This window comes from Oribacterium sp. WCC10 (genome assembly GCF_900113415.1).
GTDB lineage: Bacteria > Bacillota > Clostridia > Lachnospirales > Lachnospiraceae > Oribacterium.
On sequence record NZ_FOPH01000018.1, the window covers coordinates 36,195 to 53,559 of the forward strand.

General features: G+C 44.3%; 19 protein-coding genes and 1 pseudogene. 2 read left to right on the plus strand and 18 right to left on the minus strand.

The window, feature by feature from the left end; all coding sequences use genetic code 11:
* The first annotated feature begins 16 nt into the window (after positions 1–16).
* Positions 17–760, plus strand: coding sequence for a hypothetical protein (locus BM294_RS12325; RefSeq protein WP_091208782.1), 744 nt, complete (start codon positions 17–19; stop codon positions 758–760).
* Positions 761–958: 198 nt separating this feature from the next.
* On the opposite strand, the pseudogene BM294_RS12330 reads toward BM294_RS12325, so the two are convergent.
* The 11 genes and pseudogenes from BM294_RS12330 to BM294_RS15990 form a co-directional block, all read right to left on the minus strand.
* Positions 959–1,219, minus strand: a pseudogene (locus tag BM294_RS12330) (MATE family efflux transporter); the annotation flags it as partial.
* A 6-nt stretch (positions 1,220–1,225) separates the two neighbouring features.
* Positions 1,226–1,471 (minus strand): carboxylesterase family protein, encoded by a 246-nt coding sequence (locus BM294_RS16475; protein WP_207648059.1) that lies wholly within the window; start codon positions 1,469–1,471, stop codon positions 1,226–1,228.
* Positions 1,472–1,733: 262 nt separating this feature from the next.
* Positions 1,734–2,651: a phosphatase PAP2 family protein gene (locus BM294_RS12340; RefSeq protein ID WP_091208788.1), complete on the minus strand. Its 918-nt coding sequence runs from the start codon at positions 2,649–2,651 to the stop codon at positions 1,734–1,736.
* A 120-nt stretch (positions 2,652–2,771) separates the two neighbouring features.
* Entirely contained in the window at positions 2,772–3,887 is a 1,116-nt protein-coding gene (locus BM294_RS12345; protein ID WP_091208791.1) for a carboxylesterase family protein, read from the minus strand.
* Positions 3,871–4,329 (minus strand): hypothetical protein, encoded by a 459-nt coding sequence (locus BM294_RS12350; RefSeq protein ID WP_091208794.1) that lies wholly within the window; start codon positions 4,327–4,329, stop codon positions 3,871–3,873. Before BM294_RS12350 ends, BM294_RS12345 begins: the two co-directional genes overlap by 17 nt.
* Positions 4,330–4,464: 135 nt before the next feature.
* Entirely contained in the window at positions 4,465–6,120 is a 1,656-nt protein-coding gene (locus BM294_RS12355) for an amidohydrolase (RefSeq protein ID WP_091208797.1), read from the minus strand.
* Positions 6,121–6,229: 109 nt separating this feature from the next.
* Positions 6,230–7,870, minus strand: coding sequence for a carboxylesterase/lipase family protein (locus BM294_RS12360; RefSeq protein ID WP_091208800.1), 1,641 nt, complete (start codon positions 7,868–7,870; stop codon positions 6,230–6,232).
* A 54-nt stretch (positions 7,871–7,924) separates the two neighbouring features.
* Positions 7,925–8,506, minus strand: a complete 582-nt coding sequence (locus BM294_RS12365) for a hypothetical protein (RefSeq protein WP_139225886.1) — start codon at positions 8,504–8,506, stop codon at positions 7,925–7,927.
* Between the two features lie 136 nt (positions 8,507–8,642).
* Positions 8,643–10,328, minus strand: coding sequence for an amidohydrolase (locus BM294_RS12370; RefSeq protein ID WP_091208807.1), 1,686 nt, complete (start codon positions 10,326–10,328; stop codon positions 8,643–8,645).
* A gap of 2 nt (positions 10,329–10,330) precedes the next feature.
* Positions 10,331–11,314, minus strand: a complete 984-nt coding sequence (locus tag BM294_RS12375) for a DUF3089 domain-containing protein (protein ID WP_091208810.1) — start codon at positions 11,312–11,314, stop codon at positions 10,331–10,333.
* A 789-nt stretch (positions 11,315–12,103) separates the two neighbouring features.
* Positions 12,104–12,241: a hypothetical protein gene (locus tag BM294_RS15990; RefSeq protein ID WP_175494672.1), complete on the minus strand. Its 138-nt coding sequence runs from the start codon at positions 12,239–12,241 to the stop codon at positions 12,104–12,106.
* 34 nt (positions 12,242–12,275) lie between these two features.
* On the opposite strand from BM294_RS15990, the gene BM294_RS15995 reads away from it, so the two are divergent.
* Complete coding sequence (locus BM294_RS15995; protein ID WP_175494673.1) at positions 12,276–12,959, plus strand: sensor histidine kinase; 684 nt, start codon at positions 12,276–12,278, stop codon at positions 12,957–12,959.
* A gap of 137 nt (positions 12,960–13,096) precedes the next feature.
* Here BM294_RS15995 and BM294_RS12385 read toward each other — a convergent pair whose 3' ends face one another.
* From BM294_RS12385 to BM294_RS16000, 7 genes are all read right to left on the minus strand, one after another.
* Entirely contained in the window at positions 13,097–13,870 is a 774-nt protein-coding gene (locus BM294_RS12385) for a response regulator (RefSeq protein ID WP_091208817.1), read from the minus strand.
* A gap of 226 nt (positions 13,871–14,096) precedes the next feature.
* Positions 14,097–14,417, minus strand: a complete 321-nt coding sequence (locus BM294_RS12390) for a carboxylesterase family protein (protein ID WP_242944529.1) — start codon at positions 14,415–14,417, stop codon at positions 14,097–14,099.
* Between the two features lie 41 nt (positions 14,418–14,458).
* A complete protein-coding gene (locus BM294_RS12395) occupies positions 14,459–15,406 on the minus strand; it encodes a phosphatase PAP2 family protein (protein WP_091208822.1) in 948 nt (315 codons plus the stop codon).
* A gap of 166 nt (positions 15,407–15,572) precedes the next feature.
* A complete protein-coding gene (locus BM294_RS12400) occupies positions 15,573–15,854 on the minus strand; it encodes a hypothetical protein (RefSeq protein ID WP_091208824.1) in 282 nt (93 codons plus the stop codon).
* A gap of 239 nt (positions 15,855–16,093) precedes the next feature.
* The gene (locus BM294_RS12405; RefSeq protein WP_091208827.1) at positions 16,094–16,438 is read right to left on the minus strand and encodes a phenylpyruvate tautomerase MIF-related protein; all 345 of its coding nucleotides are present in this window, start codon (positions 16,436–16,438) and stop codon (positions 16,094–16,096) included.
* A 400-nt stretch (positions 16,439–16,838) separates the two neighbouring features.
* Positions 16,839–17,192 (minus strand): cupin domain-containing protein, encoded by a 354-nt coding sequence (locus tag BM294_RS12410; protein ID WP_091208830.1) that lies wholly within the window; start codon positions 17,190–17,192, stop codon positions 16,839–16,841.
* The gene (locus BM294_RS16000) at positions 17,171–17,314 is read right to left on the minus strand and encodes a hypothetical protein (RefSeq protein ID WP_175494674.1); all 144 of its coding nucleotides are present in this window, start codon (positions 17,312–17,314) and stop codon (positions 17,171–17,173) included. The genes BM294_RS12410 and BM294_RS16000 overlap by 22 nt, the downstream gene beginning before the upstream one ends.
* Between the last annotated feature and the right edge of the window lie 51 nt (positions 17,315–17,365).

The window sequence follows — 17,365 nt, forward strand, 5'->3', positions numbered from 1 at the left end:
TTTTTGGAGGGGGCTTATGAAGAGAAAAATAAAAATCCTAATCGCAACAGTAAGTATGATCTGTTCCATGGCAGTGACATCTCTTGCCGGACAGTGGATATCCTATGGTGGAAAGTGGTTCTATATGACAGATGACGGAAACTTTGCCAAGAATACCTGGCTCTGGCTGGACGAGAACCACGATAACAATGCAGAATTATACCATTTTGATGCCAGCGGAATCATGTCACAGTCTACCTCAATAACAATGGATGATATTGGAGATCATCTGCAGGTAAATATTAACGGCAACGGTGCTGCAACAGATTACACTCACACATATGTATATGCATTAAGTAAGACTACAACACGTCATTCAGCTGTTAAGAATGTTTCTTTACCAACAAACTATTCAGTCAGAATGGATTATTCTACCGGAAAATATGTTTATTCCTCAGATGTGGATCACTATGACTTCAAAGATATTTGCGTCGCCTGGATAGACTCTATAGAAGATAACGGAGATGACTATTCTTCAGATGTTTCCTTGATTGTATATCACGAAGGAAGTGATCCGGGATTATTCGCAGATTTTGAATGCAGTGTAAAGACTACAGCCAGGTTTGCATCTGATTGCATGGTTCACCCTGATCCTAACAGCAATTCATCAATCTCTATGGATGAATTCCTGGATAGCGGACATTACTTTAATTTCATGTACGTGAACTCTGTTGATGAGGACGGTTACATCACCTCTTGTACATTATACGGAGTTGAATAAATTAAATCACTTAAACTTCCCACATAAATAGTGGGCATCGTACCTTGAAAACTCTATATTCCAGACTATAAAAATACAATTACGCCACTTTGTAATCACTTGTCAGAGCATCCTGCATATATTCAGGCAATCTGAAAAAGAAATCCTTATAGATTTCTTCAACCTGTTCGTCTGTGATATGAAGTATGTTCTTTATACTTGCTTCTTTTCCCCCAGCGTCTTTGCAATCAGTGCACTGCCTCCTACACCAAACATATAACCTGTTTCACCCAGGATATTCAAAACCGGCATGATCAGGTTGACAGCAGCAAATTCTGTTTTACCTACAAAATTGGCGACAAAGTATCCATCTGCAATGATGTACAAAGATGCAAATATATTCATCACAATGGATGGCAACGTAAATCTCAGCAGTTTATCGTATGTAAAATGTTCTGATAAATGAATCCGTGATCTCATGATCCTTTAGGTATAAAAAATGTCAATATAAGCAGTAGAAACACTGATAGCGTCAGACATACTGATAAGTGGGAGGAACGTGACGCTAGCCGATCCTGCGGATTTGCCAAAAATCGTCACGTTATCAGGATCTCCGCCGAATCCTGCGATATTTTTCTGTACCCATCTGAGAGCCTCGAGCTGGGCATCATGTATGCGATTAGTCAAATGTTTTAACAGGATGACCTCATCCTCTACAGCAAGTACCTTCATTTTTGCAGTTCCTTTCGGAGTGATTATACACTTGATGCATCTGATTTTCGAAATTGCATTTACTCAGGCATTTAATATCTTAAATTTCGATCATACCGGGTAAAATAGTAAACCACAGCTTAGGATGCCTCATCATACATCAGATTGCAAAACCTATAGAACAGTCTGAATAGAAAATCGTTCCGTCAAAATCATATACATTCATCTTGAAGACCTCTGTGTTTTTTTCATGTCTTATACCCCAATATTCCTAACCCTTTAATCAAGTAGATTCCTTTGTTTTCATTATATGCTCAAATCGGGGAAACACCATCGGGTATACGCCAAAGATCAGGAACATGATGACCGCATACCTTGCGGTCCTGATCAAAAAGGCAGCAAGGCTTATGCCTGCAAGAAATTGCTTGTCAAAAGGAAGTTTTAAAAGCGAATTTACCACAACATATATTAATATGGCACCGAACACGCGCAGGAGCATCGCAGGGATCTTCCGTGTATTCTCAAAATTTACATATTTACGTTCAAAAGGGAATGCCGCGGTGGCACCGATCAGGCATCCAAGAGCAGTAAAGTAATCGGTAGTGCGCACATAGAATAATCCCGGAAGCGCTGGTATCAGAAGTATCATATAATATAGCCACTCCTTATGTACGTAACGATCAAGCAGCATAAACACTCCAATCACCACAAACCCCAGTACCCATCCTACAAGCACATCTGTCGGATAGTGCATGCCTGCCACAACCCTTGAAACGCCTACCAGTATAGTCAAGACTCCGGCTGCGATCCAAAGCCAGTTCTTTTTAGCCTCATTTGCCAGCCAAAAGTACACTGCCGGTACAGATGCGCTATGCATGCTGGGGAAAGAATATCCCTGCGCCGCCACGTCCATGGCTGCCGCACCCTTATCTGACAATGCCAAGGGTTTCACACTGTCAGGATACTCCATATAAGGCCTAGGTCTTAAGACGACAGACTTAATCATAGGAAGCCACAGATTCACGCAGGATACAATAAGTGCCAGCTTCTGTCCGGCTTCCTTTTTCCAACAGAACATCACGATCAATATAAGTAACAGCAATCCTGTCTCAGCTCCAAAAAAATCAAAACACTTCGCAAAGTCCGCTGCACTGCTTAAGCTTGTCTGCAGCCATTTAATCAAGCTTGCTTCCCATTCCATTTTCTGCTCCTTTCATTATCTGTAGTCTATTTTTCATTATTACAGAAACATGATCCACATTTTATGTTCATCAGATCAAGAATATGCTCTAAACTATGCCTTGCAGGCTATAAGCCGCGATTAGCAGACCCTCTTGGACGAACCGTTTCCAAGGCGCTCTGCCCAGGACATCATCAGGTCCTCACGTCTTCCAAACAGATTTTTTTGCATGCCGATGGCATCGTCGAAGACCATTGTCTGGCGGTCATCCCCCGAGAACTTATTCCACTCGTATTTGTTAGTTGAGGGGTTTCCTGTGCGGGCAAAGTTGGTCCACATCTCCTTTATTACGTGACGGAACTCGCAATCCTCGTTGCTGACGATCTTTCCGCTTCCCATCGGGTCCTCCAGGGGAGTATCAAACAGGTACGGTAGCTCAGCCGCGTGTATCACACCAAGCTCCTTGGTTGTTACCGGACTCTTCATAAAATACATGTAGGTGTTTCCTCCGTCGGCAGAGTGCCTGATGGCCATATTGGTGTTACCGGCGCGGAAATTGATATCATTGCAATATTGCTCCAATCTTTTCAACTCACTTTCGTTTGCGAGCGTGGCCATAAACTCGTCATACATGACCTTCTCCTGATTGTTAAGCATCGCACGATCCCTCTTTGCGATCCACCTAAGCGTATTCGCGAAGTCTTCTTCACCGCCCTCGGATGGAACGAAGTATCTGATTTCGTCAAGGGTAGACCCGATCACCAGGTCGAGCTTTGCCCTCTTCTCGTCTCCCCACATCTCGTACATGACGGCTCTATCCTCAGGCAGCGTGATGCCGTCCAGGAGCGGGAAGTTGGCAGTTCCGAGAAGGCAGTTCTTGTCAATGACAGCTGCTTTCTGATAGGCTTCTACAAGCTGCTCGGTGGTAAGTTCCATCAGCTCGTCCATGGTCTGGCAGCCCGTTGCGGTCAGGAAGTTCTGAGTGACGTGGATGCCATGCTCCATGGTGTCGCAGTAGGCGATGTTGGCGCTCTGTGCAATGCATCTCCTGAAAAGTCCTTCGCTTCCATCGATGAGCGGGAAGAATGTGACGCTTGCCGATCCTGCAGATTCGCCGAAAATCGTCACGTTATCAGGATCTCCGCCGAACCCTGCGATATTTTTCTGTACCCATCTGAAGGCCTCGAGCTGGTCAAGCAGACCGAGGTTACCTGCCTCCTTGAATATTTGAGATGTTAATTTATAAAAGACCTTTATATGACTTGATACGTTTAGCTACGTTGTCCTTTATGTTGTTGTAAAAGATCGAGTAGTCATCCTGATGGAAGCTCTCCGGTCCTGAGAATTCTACCATTTCGTTGGCTACTGCAGCGGCATTTGTTACAACCGTACCACGAGAAGTGTCCAACTGTGCATCAGCTCCGATGTCACGAATCTCTGTCTCACCTGTCTTGGGATCCATCACAAGAGATCCCAGGTTCTCACTTGCCGGAGCATATGTTTCGTCACGTTTCCAGTTCAGCGGATTGATTGCGACTCCGTTTGGAAGCATTGCAGCATTGTCGAGTGTCGCATAATCGGGGTCGCCCTCATTCGCACTCATGGTCACTGTAGAGTAGATATAGAAAGTGTCAATATCCTTTGTGATTTCCGGAATCTTGCACCAGCTGGCATTCTGAGAATAATCAATTGAATTCATTATTTTCCTCCAAATAAAATGTCCTTGATGCCATTTTACTGCAGTACTGTTACGTACATGATGAAGGGCAGTCCAAAACCTGCCAGACTGCCCATGATTCTTTATATTCAGCAGATCAGAATTATGCTACTTTCGTCAGTTTACTTTCTTTCCGCCAAAATACACTTCCTTTGGCTTGTTATAGCTGAATCCTTCTTTTTCAGCTGTAAGAAGGTCTTTGTCGAATACCAGGAAGTCTGCATCCTTGCCCGCAGTTATGGAACCCTTTTTATCCTCAATACCAAGCTGTTTTGCTCCATTTATCGTAAATCCCAGCAGCATTTCTTCGATGTTCATTCTTTCATCTTCAGGAGGGAATACCTTAGGGAATCTGGTGAATTCATAATTCTTGGTCTTTTCGGTAATTAAACGTGTCATGCCGACTTCCATACCAAGATATGGATTCCATGTCGTAAAGTCCATGAAAGTGATATTGTCGCTTGACCATGCTACCAGAGCGCCGGTGTCCCATATTGTCTTGCAGCGGAACTGCTTTCTGGAGCGTTCCTCACCGAGCCAGGTAGCACTGAAAGCAGTATCCCCGGCGTGCCAGTGCGGTGTGAAATTCGCGATTACGCCAAGCTTCGCGAAACGATCAAGATCTGCGTCATCCTGAATCTCCAGGTGAGCGCAGGTTACTCTCACCTTTAAGCTGTCTCCCATCTCTTTTCTGGCCATCTCCACACCATCCAGCACCGTACGTGAAGCACGCTCTCCCACCGTGTGAAGATGAAGATCCAGGCCTGCCTCATTGAGATTCTTCAAAAGCTTGCAGATTCCCTCTGCGGAAAAAGCAGTAGTTCCAAACGTATGGACATCCACATAAGGCGTAACCATAGCTGCGGTATGGATCTTCTGGGTACCATCCATGAAGATCTTCATGGTATGAACCTTTAAATGCTCCGTATTGTACTCATCCCGGAAGCGCTTCACCTCCAGAAGTCCCTCCTCGGCATCACGCTCAGCATTAATCACAAGGCTGCCGTCAATATAAACGGGCAGTTTTCCCTGCTTATCCAGTTCGCACAGACGCTTATAGACCTTCTCATGGAACTTCATATCTCCCGGAAGGCCGGCATCAAATACTGCACACACGCCATATTCGACTGAAAAATCAATCCAGCGTTGAAGTGCTGCGTCAACCTGCTCATCGGTAAGTTCCATAGAGCTGTCGAGGATGATCGGTACCTCCGCTGCACCCTCAATACAATTTCCGGTTACATGTCCGTCCTTACGCACATAAATAGCAAGTCCCGGTATGGGGTCAGGCGTATCATCTGTAATACCATGCCGCTCAAGGATCTTTGAATTCACCCAGATACTGTGTCCCTCTCCTTCCTGGATCTGAAGCTCGGCGTCAGGACAGATCGCATCAAGATCCTCCTTTACTATATCCTCACCTTTCAGGAATTTTTTCTCCAGAAGGAATCTGTAGCGCTTCTGGCCGGGATTTTCTTTGATGCGTTTGGCCATAATGTCCAATGCTTCCTGTTTGCCATCTGGCTCAATGCGTTCTCCCATATCGGCATACTCGAATCCGACCGGTATTGTAATATGCATGTGGCTGTCAATGATTCCCGGCATGATGAACTTTCCACCGAGATCGGTAACATCTCCTTCATAATCCGTAAGTCCTGATTCATCGCCCACATAGACAAATTTGCCGTCCTTTACCACAAGAGCTGTTGCCTGTGGCTTGTCCTTGTCCGATGTGAAGATTTTCGCGTTCTTGATGATCTTGTCTGCTTTCATATCAATTTCCTTTCGTTATTGAACTTTTGTATGATAAAACCAAGTTACTTTCTATTCGATAAAAAACGCATCTCCTCGTTTGGTCATGCTGTCAAAATGTCAAAAAACTCTACTTGCGTGCGGCGATGATATCTGCAAGGTAACAGGGGGTAAAGTACTTGTCCATGAACTGGTAGTAGCCGAGCAAAGGGAGCGCGGCCTTGTACTGGTCGGCAAGAAGATCCTTCTTGATACGTATGTCACCCGGCCCGGCGATATCAAGGACGTTCTGATCATCCGCCGAGTATGCCTTCCATTCAATCCGGTCGGTCGACGGGTTGCCACAGCGTGCGAAATTGGTCCACGTCTGCAGAACCGCCGTGTAGATCTCATCGGAGATGTTTGTGCCGTTAAAGGCGCTGCTTGTCCCGATGTCACGAAGATTGAACACGAATATGAGCTCCACGGAATGTGCTGCACCTATATCTGGATTGCTGCCAGGGTACGACCAATAGTAGCAGAACGTCTTGTTGAATGCGCTCTGCACGTCTAGCTGCTGGAGCATCGGAATCCTGAACATGAGCTCATCTATGAACTCCGTCTCGATAAGTCCCGGTTCATGGAACCTGCAGACACGCTGGAACTCCTCGTAATACTTCTTGTCCTCTTCCTTCAGGTAGGGAACTGCGTCGCCCACGGCGCGCTGGGCGAATAGCTTTTGCTCTTCCATGCTAAGCATTGCGCCCTCTCCCATGAACAGCCTGGCCTCGTCGGCCGTACTGCCTGCCATGATGGAAATGTGTTTTGCATAGCCCTTCCGGTACAGCTCGATGGGTGCCTCAGGGAGCACCTCGGTTCCATAGTACGGACAGGACGTGAACTTTCCGACCGCATCGACATACGCCTTTTGGAGCTCCTCTTCGGTCAGCGCCATGATGTCGTCCATGGTCTTGCAGCCGGTGTACTCGAGCAGCGCCTTAGTCTTGCCCTGGGCGGATTCGCAGTTGACCGGGAAGGCCAGGCCGGTGGAGCCGCTCTGTGCGATAACCTTCTGGAAATACTGGTTCGCTTCCTTCATGACTGGAAGAATGGATACTGAACCGCCGCCGGCGCTTTGTCCGAAGATGGTTACGTTGTCGGGATCGCCACCAAAAGCGGCTATATTCTCATGCACCCACCTGAGTGCCATTGCCTGATCCAGCAAACCGTTGCAGGGCGCCGTCTTGAAGTTTTCGCCGCCTGGTACCGACGAGAAGTCCATGAAGCCGTACATATTAAGACGATAGTTGATGTTCACCATGATGATGTCACTTTGCGCCTGTACAAGGTTGGCTCCGGTGTAGGAGATCTGCGAGCCCGAGCCAACGACGTACGCACCGCCATGGATCCAGACCATAACAGGCTTCTTTTCGGTCTTATCGTCGGCGTTGACCCAGATGTTAAGGTACAGGCAGTCCTCGGACATTAGCTTCTGTATGCAATCCTCATAGCCGAGTGAGCCGAAAGCACCCTTACCATAGTACCTTGCTTCAAAGACCCGGTCGCTCGCTTCCACATATTCCGGTGCCTTGAAGCGTCGCTCGCCCACGGGCGGCTTCGCATAGGGGATGCCCAGCCACGACGTTACTCCGTGATTCTCGGTTCCAACGAAGGTGCCGTTGACGCATTTCACGGCATGGGACTTGTCGTAGTCTCCAGTGATTTCGCTGTTTAAGTACTCGTACGGTTCGAAAATGGCCAGATCCTTAAAAACCCTTTTCTTGTCACTCATTGTTTTGGTCTCCTTTTCAATGATATACCAATTACTGCTGTTTGCTGTCGGTAATCAGTCTTCCACAAATTCCACCTTCATACTGGCAATCCTGCCAGCTCGGATTTTTTCGTTTTGATAATCGGAGTTTTCTATGAAAATATATCTGACGAAGGCATCCGCAAAGAGCCAGAATAACACATAGAAAAACTCGATCGGGATATCATCAGATATGATTTTTCTGATCAAGGCAAGTAATATCCCCGATCCTATGGTTCCCACTGCCATCCACCAGAATACTTTTCTGTGATGCCTGTTCTCGGATTCTGTTTTACCGAGCAGGTAGTCTGCATCCGAATCTATGGTCTCAATGATTAAGTTTTTTTCCTCATCCGTAAATTTCGGTCCGTGTATCTCAAATACAACAGGATATTCGTCCGGAATGCAGTCGATAAATTCCAATAGATAATCCTTAAACTCTCCATCCAGAGACTCGCATCCTTTAATACTGAATTTGCTTATGATGTCGTCAACTCCCTCAACCCTGCAGGGTATATGGGCGATTCCATCCACCATCACATCTTTCTGCAGCCTGTGTTCCAGATAGGATTTTTTATAATAAAACTCTTCTCGTTTATTATGCTTTTGACTGTTCAACACGTAATCCTTTCATCTGTGTAATACTTCTCCCGGCAGGATCGTGAAAATATGTCAGGAGTATGTTTGCTTTCCTTCTTTGTTTAGTGAACTCTTCTTCATTAGGGACTTCCATATACGCTCATTAGCTCATTTTTTATATTGAAAAAACTTTTTTCCCTTCGAAGTATGTTGCTTCAGGCTTTGCAGTATGTATCTCGTTTACCGGACATGACAGTACATCCTTGTCAACGAGGAGGAAGTCTGCATATTTACCTTCCTTGATGCTGCCTCTTTCATCCTCTATAAACATCTGCTTTGCACAGTTTATGGTCAGTGCTGTTATGGCCTGTTCACGGGTTATGAGTTCTTCGGTCCACCAGGGGGACTCTTTTTCCGGATCCATCACTCCGGTAACTGATATTTCCATGATGCCGAAGGGGTCATCAGGACTCCCGCTAAGTGCAGGATAGTCAGAATGGAAAGATACGTTAATGCCGTAATCAAAGTATGACTTCATGGGGTAGGATTTGTCCTCCATACCTGCGGGAACCAGAGTTTTAAGAATTTCAGGTGCCCCTGTAGGGAAATGATGCCATATCATACCTGAGGTAGAGTAAATGTTGTGGTCAGCCATTCTCTGCCAATCCGGATCATTAACATTACGCACGTGAACAATCGTATTTCGCAGTTCATCTTTTCCACCATTAACGAAAGCGTTTATACAACGATTTACAGCCTTGTTGCCCATGGTATGAATGTGCATGGCCATGCCTTTTGCATTAGCCTTACGGGTAATGTCTGTGACTTCATCTTCTTCCCAGTTTGCAAGACCCTGATGGCCATCAGGATATAAAGGATCCACAAAGCCTGTACTGCCTTCTACAGTACCGTCCATGAAGAGCTTAACCCAGTTTGGAAGTACGTGGGTAGTCCTGTATTTTTGGGCTTCGTCAGCCTTGGCAAGAGCCTCGTCCACATTCATCCAGCTCTCGATCTCATAGCTTAAGCCCAATATTATATGCATATCTCCGGCTTCATCCACCTGCCTGGCGGCCTGATATAAATGATCATTATAGAAATACGGAGACCAGCCATCCATATACATGGTGTAACCTTCTGACAGCATCTGTTCCTGAATCTTAGCCATGTTTTCTTTTGCAATGTCAACAGGGAAGAGTTTCTTATTGTCCAGGAAGGAACGCACATAGGTTCCGGCCTGTTCTTTCAAGAAACCGGTAGGTGTACCGTCGTCTCCCATGACAATCTCGCCTCCCCTGACTTCGGTTTTCAGCACATTTCCGTCTTTATCCATGATGCCGGCATTTACAAGACATATAGTGTTTACTATACCCTTGTGACCTTCCTCATCTGCAAAGTAAATAGGGATATCATCACATATGTCATCCAGCTGCTGACGGGTTGGCATATTTTCAGTGAAGAGCATAACGCTCCAGCCGAAACCGAATATGGATGTCGCTCCGGTTTTTCTTGCTTTTTTTACTGCATTGGGGACGATTTTCGTGAGAAACTTATCTACATCATCATGTCCACCAACTATAGTTCCGACTGAATGTGTGGCATAGCCCATGGAATAATGTGCGTGACCGTTTCCGCAGGAAGGCATAACGAGACCCTTTCCGGTATGATCCAGAATCTGAGTCTGCCCTTCTTTAATAAATTTTTCGGAACCTTTTCGATCACCTACATAAACATATTTTCCGTCCTTTACGGCAAATGCTTCAACAATCCTGTCGTTTTCGGAAGTGAAAATCTTTCCACAAACCACGAGATCAGCTGCTGTTGCTATTCCATTTTTTTGTGAGCCATCGTTAGTTTTCATAACTACATTCTCCTTGCCTTAAAAGCTGCGACACGTTTTGCCACGTTGTCCTTGATGTTGTTGTAGAAGAACAGATAGTCTTCGTTATGACGTCCATCCGGTCCAAAGAACTCGGCGGCGGCTTTGGCAGTTTCCTCGTCCATTGGTTCGCCTTTGGCGTTTGTTATGACCACGCCGCGGGCAAGGTTGATCTGCGCATCCGCACCGACATCTTTGATCTCCGGCTCGCCGGTTTCTTCATTTGCCATGAGTGAACCAAGATTCATGCTGGCCGGGGCATAGGTTTCATCAAGCTTCCAATTGAGGGGGTTAATGCTTCTCGTGTTAGGCAGTACCACCAGGTTATGAGCATTAGTCTCAAGGTTCTTTGGGCCCTCGGTATTCCATGCGATTATGACACCCGTGTCGGTTTCGCCGGAGGCAAACTTAAGGTGCGGGTTGGCCGCCAGATATTCGTCTGTAACGGAATAGCCGATGGGGTAGGCTGCGACCATGCGTGAATAGTATTCCGGATGATCCTTAAAGTATGTACGAAGCAATACCAGAACCATGGCAGATCCCTGGCTGTGACCCGCAATGATGAACGGACGACCACCGTTGTAGTTTTCAAAATAATAGTCCAGGGCCGCAGTTATATCGTTAATGGGCATGCCTTCAAAAGCTGTATCCGCAGTTCCGGTTTTCCTAGCCATCTCTCCGGCATACTTTAAGCCGGACTGGCGGTAGTACGGCATGAACAGGTTGGTGGAATCCACGTAAGCACTCGCATGTAAATTGTACTCTGCTTCCGCACCCTGCAGCATCTCGGTATTGTCAAGGCTGGCAAAATCGGGTGCACCTTCCGCAAAGCTTCCCATGATGTATTCAGTTGCATAGATGTAGAAGGTATCAACATCCTTGGAGATTTCCGGAAGCTTGCACCAGCATTCTTTCTTGGAATAGTCGGGTGCCACACCTACAGTTTCTGATGACAGGTTGTTGCTCATTTCTTCTCCTTTCTAAAAATGAAATCTCTTTTTCTTAAAATATATTTTTAGGTTATGAATATGTTGTTTTTTTCTGATTTTTCTTAGTGAGTCGGCTACAATAGATGTAACTTAACACACAAAATTATTATATTGAAAATAACGTTAAAAAACCGTAAAAATTCATTTTGCGAAAATATATTCCACATGAAATCATTTTTTATCAAGCTTATATTTCCAAATTTCAGGAGGATTATAGTTGGATATTCAGACTTCTTTATACAGTAGGAAATTCGGAACTTTTCAGAAGATCTGTTTCGGGCTCATGTGTTTCCTGACACTGTTTTGTATCCTAATGTCGGTAATACATAATGTTTTTCGGGACAGCTATATATGGATTATCAATAGCATCTGTATCATAAGTCTTGTTTTCATGACGGTGTTGGCCGGAATTTTGACATCAAAAAAAGAAGAAACCACAAAACCCAGGATGTATTTCATGCTGTTTCTTCTGAATCTTTATGCCGGAACCTTTTTCCTGACACTCGTGTCCTGTTTATATCAAATTCCAAGACATGCTCAAACCATCAGAATACTTTATACCCTGTGTTACTTTTTTGTAATGCTGGTCTTTTGGACTCTGTGGCTTTATCAGAAACAATTTATCAGAGAATCTGTTGTGACTCATGCCGTTACTGTTTTGATAGCTTCAGTAGTTATCATTTACACATTTATACTCGTCATTAATCTGTTTAAGCCTGTTATTTTCAGCATAACGGATCAGGGCGGTTATTCGTATATGATTAAGGATTATTTCAGTGTTGCTGCATCATGTTTCTGCCTCTTGCTTTTATGTGTAGCCACCTTTACATCCAATCTCAGCAGAAACCAAAAATTCTCATTTTTTTGCTGTGTTTTTTTCCCCTGTCTTTTTTCAACAATTGCCATAAATCATGAACTTTTTAAGTGGGGGATTTATATCTTGGGGTTAGTCAGCTTTACAGTAATACTGCCGCTGTATCTTATTTTCTTTAATGCCCATGATGAGCTTGAAAATGACATTCTGCGACATAAAAAAGAACAGACTCAGCTTAGGGTTTCTGCCATGATGTCTCAGATGCAGCCACATTTTTTGTATAATTCCCTTGCTGTTATAGAGGCCCTTTGTGAAGAGGATCCAAAGCTTGCCGCTGAGGCCACCAATGCCTTCTCTAAGTATCTCAGGGAAAATATGAATTTTGCAGATAAGAGTAAACCTATCTCGTTCTCAGAAGAACTGAATCACATAAAGACCTATGTCTGGCTCGAGGAACTGCGATTCCCAAACAAATTAAGGGTAGAATACGATATAGAATGTGATGCCTTTCCTGTTCCTGCACTTTCGGTACAGCCCATGGTTGAAAACGCAATTAAGCATGGTATCTGTAAGACCAAGTCTGGGGGAACTGTAAGGATACGCTCTTATGAAACAGAGACATTTTACTGTATCACAGTTTCAGATGATGGAGCCGGGTTTGATGTACAAAAAACCATCGACGACACAAAGCTTCACCTGGGCATTAATAATACCCAGTCCCGCCTCCATGACATGGTAGGAGGCAGCCTGGATATAGAAAGTGTTCCAGGAAAAGGAACCGAGGTGACGATTAAGATTCCGAAGAATTGATGGGACCAGGAGACAGAGTTACTGTTTCATGGATCTTTAACTCCGTCCCTATAACGCATTCAGTCAGAAATATTATTAGCCCGAGCCTGCAATGATTGTTCGCTGGCTCGGGCTTGTTTTATTCTGACATATGTTTTCTAAGTTTCAAGTCGTAAGCGTGTCGCTTCGGCCCAAGGGTACTGTTGCATATATGCACCTTTATATCGATTTAGAACCATAGGTTTTCCGTCAAGATAATCAAAATAATCGCATCTGACCTTTGATTTGTTTATTCCAAGGTTTCCCCATCCTTTGATAAGAATATCTTCTTCTCCGATATCTGAAAGAACCTTGATAAGGTCTTTTTTTACAACCCTGATATAAGAGTCGGCACTGCCGCGGAAAATGCTGTCGCATATATCTGAGGAGGAACAAACTGCCCCTGCCTTATCAATAAGATAAGCCAGAAGTTCTTTAGAACGTTTTGTAAATGAAATGATGGGTTCACCATCATAGAACACCTCAAATTCACCAAAGCAGCGGATATACAGCCCCTGCTCAGTGATCTTGCTAAGGTTGGTCTGACGGAGCAGAGACAGAGCGTGTTCAATCTTCTCTTTGGTAATAGGCTTCATGAGATAATCACTGGCTCCCAGTTCAAAGGCCTGAGTGGCATAGTCACTGTAACCCGTGCAGAAAACAATGTCACAGCAGGGATGAACAGCTTTGATGCGTTTAGCCAGGTCAACACCGTTCATTTCACCGATAGCAATGTCAAGAAATGCGATATCAGCTTCTGTCTCAGGTAAGATATCAAGCACATCGTCAGTATTATCAAAAGCCAGAATTTCAGCTTCAGGCAGAGCATCATGTATGCGATTAGTCAAATGTTTTAACAGGATGACCTCATCCTCTACCGCAAGTACCTTCATTTTTGCATTTCCTATCCCACTTAATGCATCTGATTTTTAAAATTGCATATCTGGATTCGTCTTTTTCCAGATACATTCTAATCCGACAATGGTGTTGGTGTATGATTAATCACACATGATCTTTCCGTCCGATACAGTAAGATCCCTGGGAAATACCTTCCATTTAAGCGCATCAACACCTGCAATCTCGTTAGTATACAGCTGCATGGACTCTCCGTTTATAAATTTAAGTAAAAATGTCTGAAGTACATCCTTCCCGATAGGCATGGTATAGATCAGCGGGAAACACTGTTCCGTCGCAGACCGGCCCGCAAAAGTCCTTCCAAAGCTTTTGCGCCGCCTCCTTCAGGACTCTCGTATCAAGCCGGACCAGCTCATCCTGCCTGTGATGTTTTAAGATTACGCCACTGTGCTCGACCTGTATGGCCGAAGCTCCAAAATTTACAGCCTCAAATACATTCTCCGATGAAGGAAGCGGTTCGGGAGCCTTCCATCTGAGTTCACCTACCGGCAGTTTCACATATGGGATCCCCAGATATTGAATCACTTTCTTTTGCTTTTCTCCGACATAGATTCCGGTTCTCGTCTTTACTGCGCAGTCTTCTTTTCCAGATATTTCATGCAAAACGGAAAAACGAATGAAACATAAAACGTCTGCAGAAAGCAGGAAATAAGTATTCCTGCCGCCCCCGGAATGCCGTGTTTAATTATGGGTACGAGGATAAGACTGATGGCATAATGCAAAAGAAGCCCGGGCATAAGCCTTGTAACCCTTGTGATCATAGTGACGTCCGTGGAAAAGCCGATAATTCTCCTCTCCAGAACCCAGCCAACAAGGAACCCCATGCACCAGCCGGCGCCCTTAAAAGTATCACCGGCCATTTTTGCACCATCTACAAGGAGATTTCCGGCAGCATCATAATCAACAGGATATTCTTTGACAGCGGCAAATACAGCCACTATTACGGCTATCAGAATCCCGAAGCACATAACCTGTATATCCTTTTCGGGGTGCGTCTCCAACCATTTCATCAGTTTAAGAGTCCCCAACATCACAAGCATCCCTGCCAATACCCCTACAATAACATCCTGAGGAGTATGTACTCCTAGATAGTTCCGGCTGAATGCGATAAGTACGATCATGATAAAGAATGCTGCCCGCAGTATAGAGTTAAACTCCTTTCTTATAGCTCCGCCGCCGTACAGTGCCGCTCCGTTCATGCTGTGTCCGCTTGGAAAGGAATACCCTGTAGCCTCAGACAAAGCTGTATTGTTTGGCACGACACGCGGATCCCTGATCCATGGACGATAAACACAGGCCGCCACCTTCAGTAAACCGTTGGCCACACGGCTGCCGCTCCATCCCATAAGAAGATAGGTACCGTACTCTTTGCTGACGCACCAGTATATAGCCGCCATGATCGTCAGTACAACATTCATCTCCCCCAAATAGCTCATCTTCAGAAAAAAGGTTTCAAATACAGAACCTACCCCGTTTCTGAAATCCTGTAACAACAAAAGATAACTGATATCCATATATTCCCCTCTATATTTACTTTATTCAACCGTACCAGTATTTCATTGATAAAAAGCTTATATCCCGCTCTCAAAGACCCCGGGAACAGTTCCAGTTCTTTGACCCTTTTTCCATTGAATATAAATGAAGCCAAAAACAGGAATAATAATGACGTATATAAACTCCTCATGCACATACTCCATCATGGACAAGCCCATCCAACGGATAGAAACCCACTGAGCCCCTAGAAAAAAAAAGAAAAATGCCGGCAAATGTCACAATCCTTCTTTCCTTGCTTTTCTGTACAGCCTTGCTAAAAACGATATTGCTGATGAACTCCTCCAGCACGATTCCAAGAACCGTGCTCGCCACCGTACACATAAACATCGACCAGCCTGAAAGCCTGGCTATGGTTTCACCAAAGCCATAACCCAGGGCAGAAATAAAGGAAACCATGAAATAATGCATCCAATCCCTCGTCCCCCATGAAAAGTTCTATTCAATGTTTTGACTTTCTGCCATAAACAATATCTTCTTCAAGATTTCTCTCCTATTTTAACATATCGGAAAACGCTAGGCGCATATTAGCATTTCAAAAAGGCAATGGTTTGTGGGTATTTTTCAGTGACTAGATATTTTATTCATAACTACAATCCTTTCGTTGTCATGAAACAGCCTCTTTTAATGAGCTGCAAATGAGCACTTTATCAGAAATTGTTCCCATTCCATCCCCAATCATCTGATCCGAAGTAACGGATATACATGTGGTCAGGAGTCACACCAAGGATGTCCCCATATATTCCTGTCAGTTCTTTCGTCATCTTACCGTAAACATCAGAAGAAGCATTGCCATAGATCTTAACCTCGATGAATGCTGTAGGCTTGGAATCATCACCTCTAAAGTACATAGGAATATCTCCCTCGATTGCCAGCATAAGCCAGTTCTCGCTCTTCCCAGGAATGATTGAAATAGCCTGTCCAAGGCGTTCCTTGAGCTGTTTCTCTTTTTCCTTTGTTACCGTAACGTTTGTTTTTGTTGAAATGAATGGCATGGTCCTTCTCCTTTTCTCTGTAAATATAATACCAACTACAGTCTCCGCAGATATCCTTGAGGATGTACGTAACAATTATCTTCATTGTTCTATTATAATGCTTTTCGGGGAACATAACATTAGCTAACTCTCGACATAAGTAAATTGATTAATAACGAAAGAAAACCGGCTAGATCACTTTTTGATCCGGCCGGCTGATTTATTATTTAAAGATGATAGAGTGCATATTATCTGATCATCGGTTTTCAGAGGATTGCCGGCAGATTTGGGGGGGCTGCCGGCTTTAGAGTAGTATGAAAAAAACTTTTATAGGGTATCAGATGTTCCTCATCTGATGGTCATATATTATCACCGGATGCTGAAAGGAAACTGAAACTTGATTTTTTTCTGTTTTTTTGATTTAGTATACCACTGCATCATCTGCTGTGTATCCTTCAATTGAACCAGCCTTAACCTGGATACAAGCATAGCTCAGCTCTGAATCATCAGCTGCAAAAAACTGTCTCTTTCCTTCAGGTGAAATCTTAACTACATCACCTTTAGCGATTTCAACATCTTCTCCATCTATCGAAGCCTTGCCGTTTCCGGAAAGGATAATATAGATCTCTTCATTCTTCTTATGTGAGTGTACAAAAGGAACACTTGCTCCCGCAGGAAGATGGTTAATACTTATCTCTGCTCCTGTTAATCCAAGCACGTCATGAAGTTCTGTTCTTGGGTCCTCTGTTACATTTACCTTTTTAAAATTTGACATATTGTTTTCCTCCATTTGTTTGCTATTTGTTTTATAGAGCCCACTATAATCCCTAAAATACAAACTACTATCACAAGATACGCACAAATCCTTGGAACAGCCATAACTTTCTTGTTATCCATTCGTCTTATCTCCTCCGATGCTTTATATACCTTCCCTCATTTTTCCTTCTC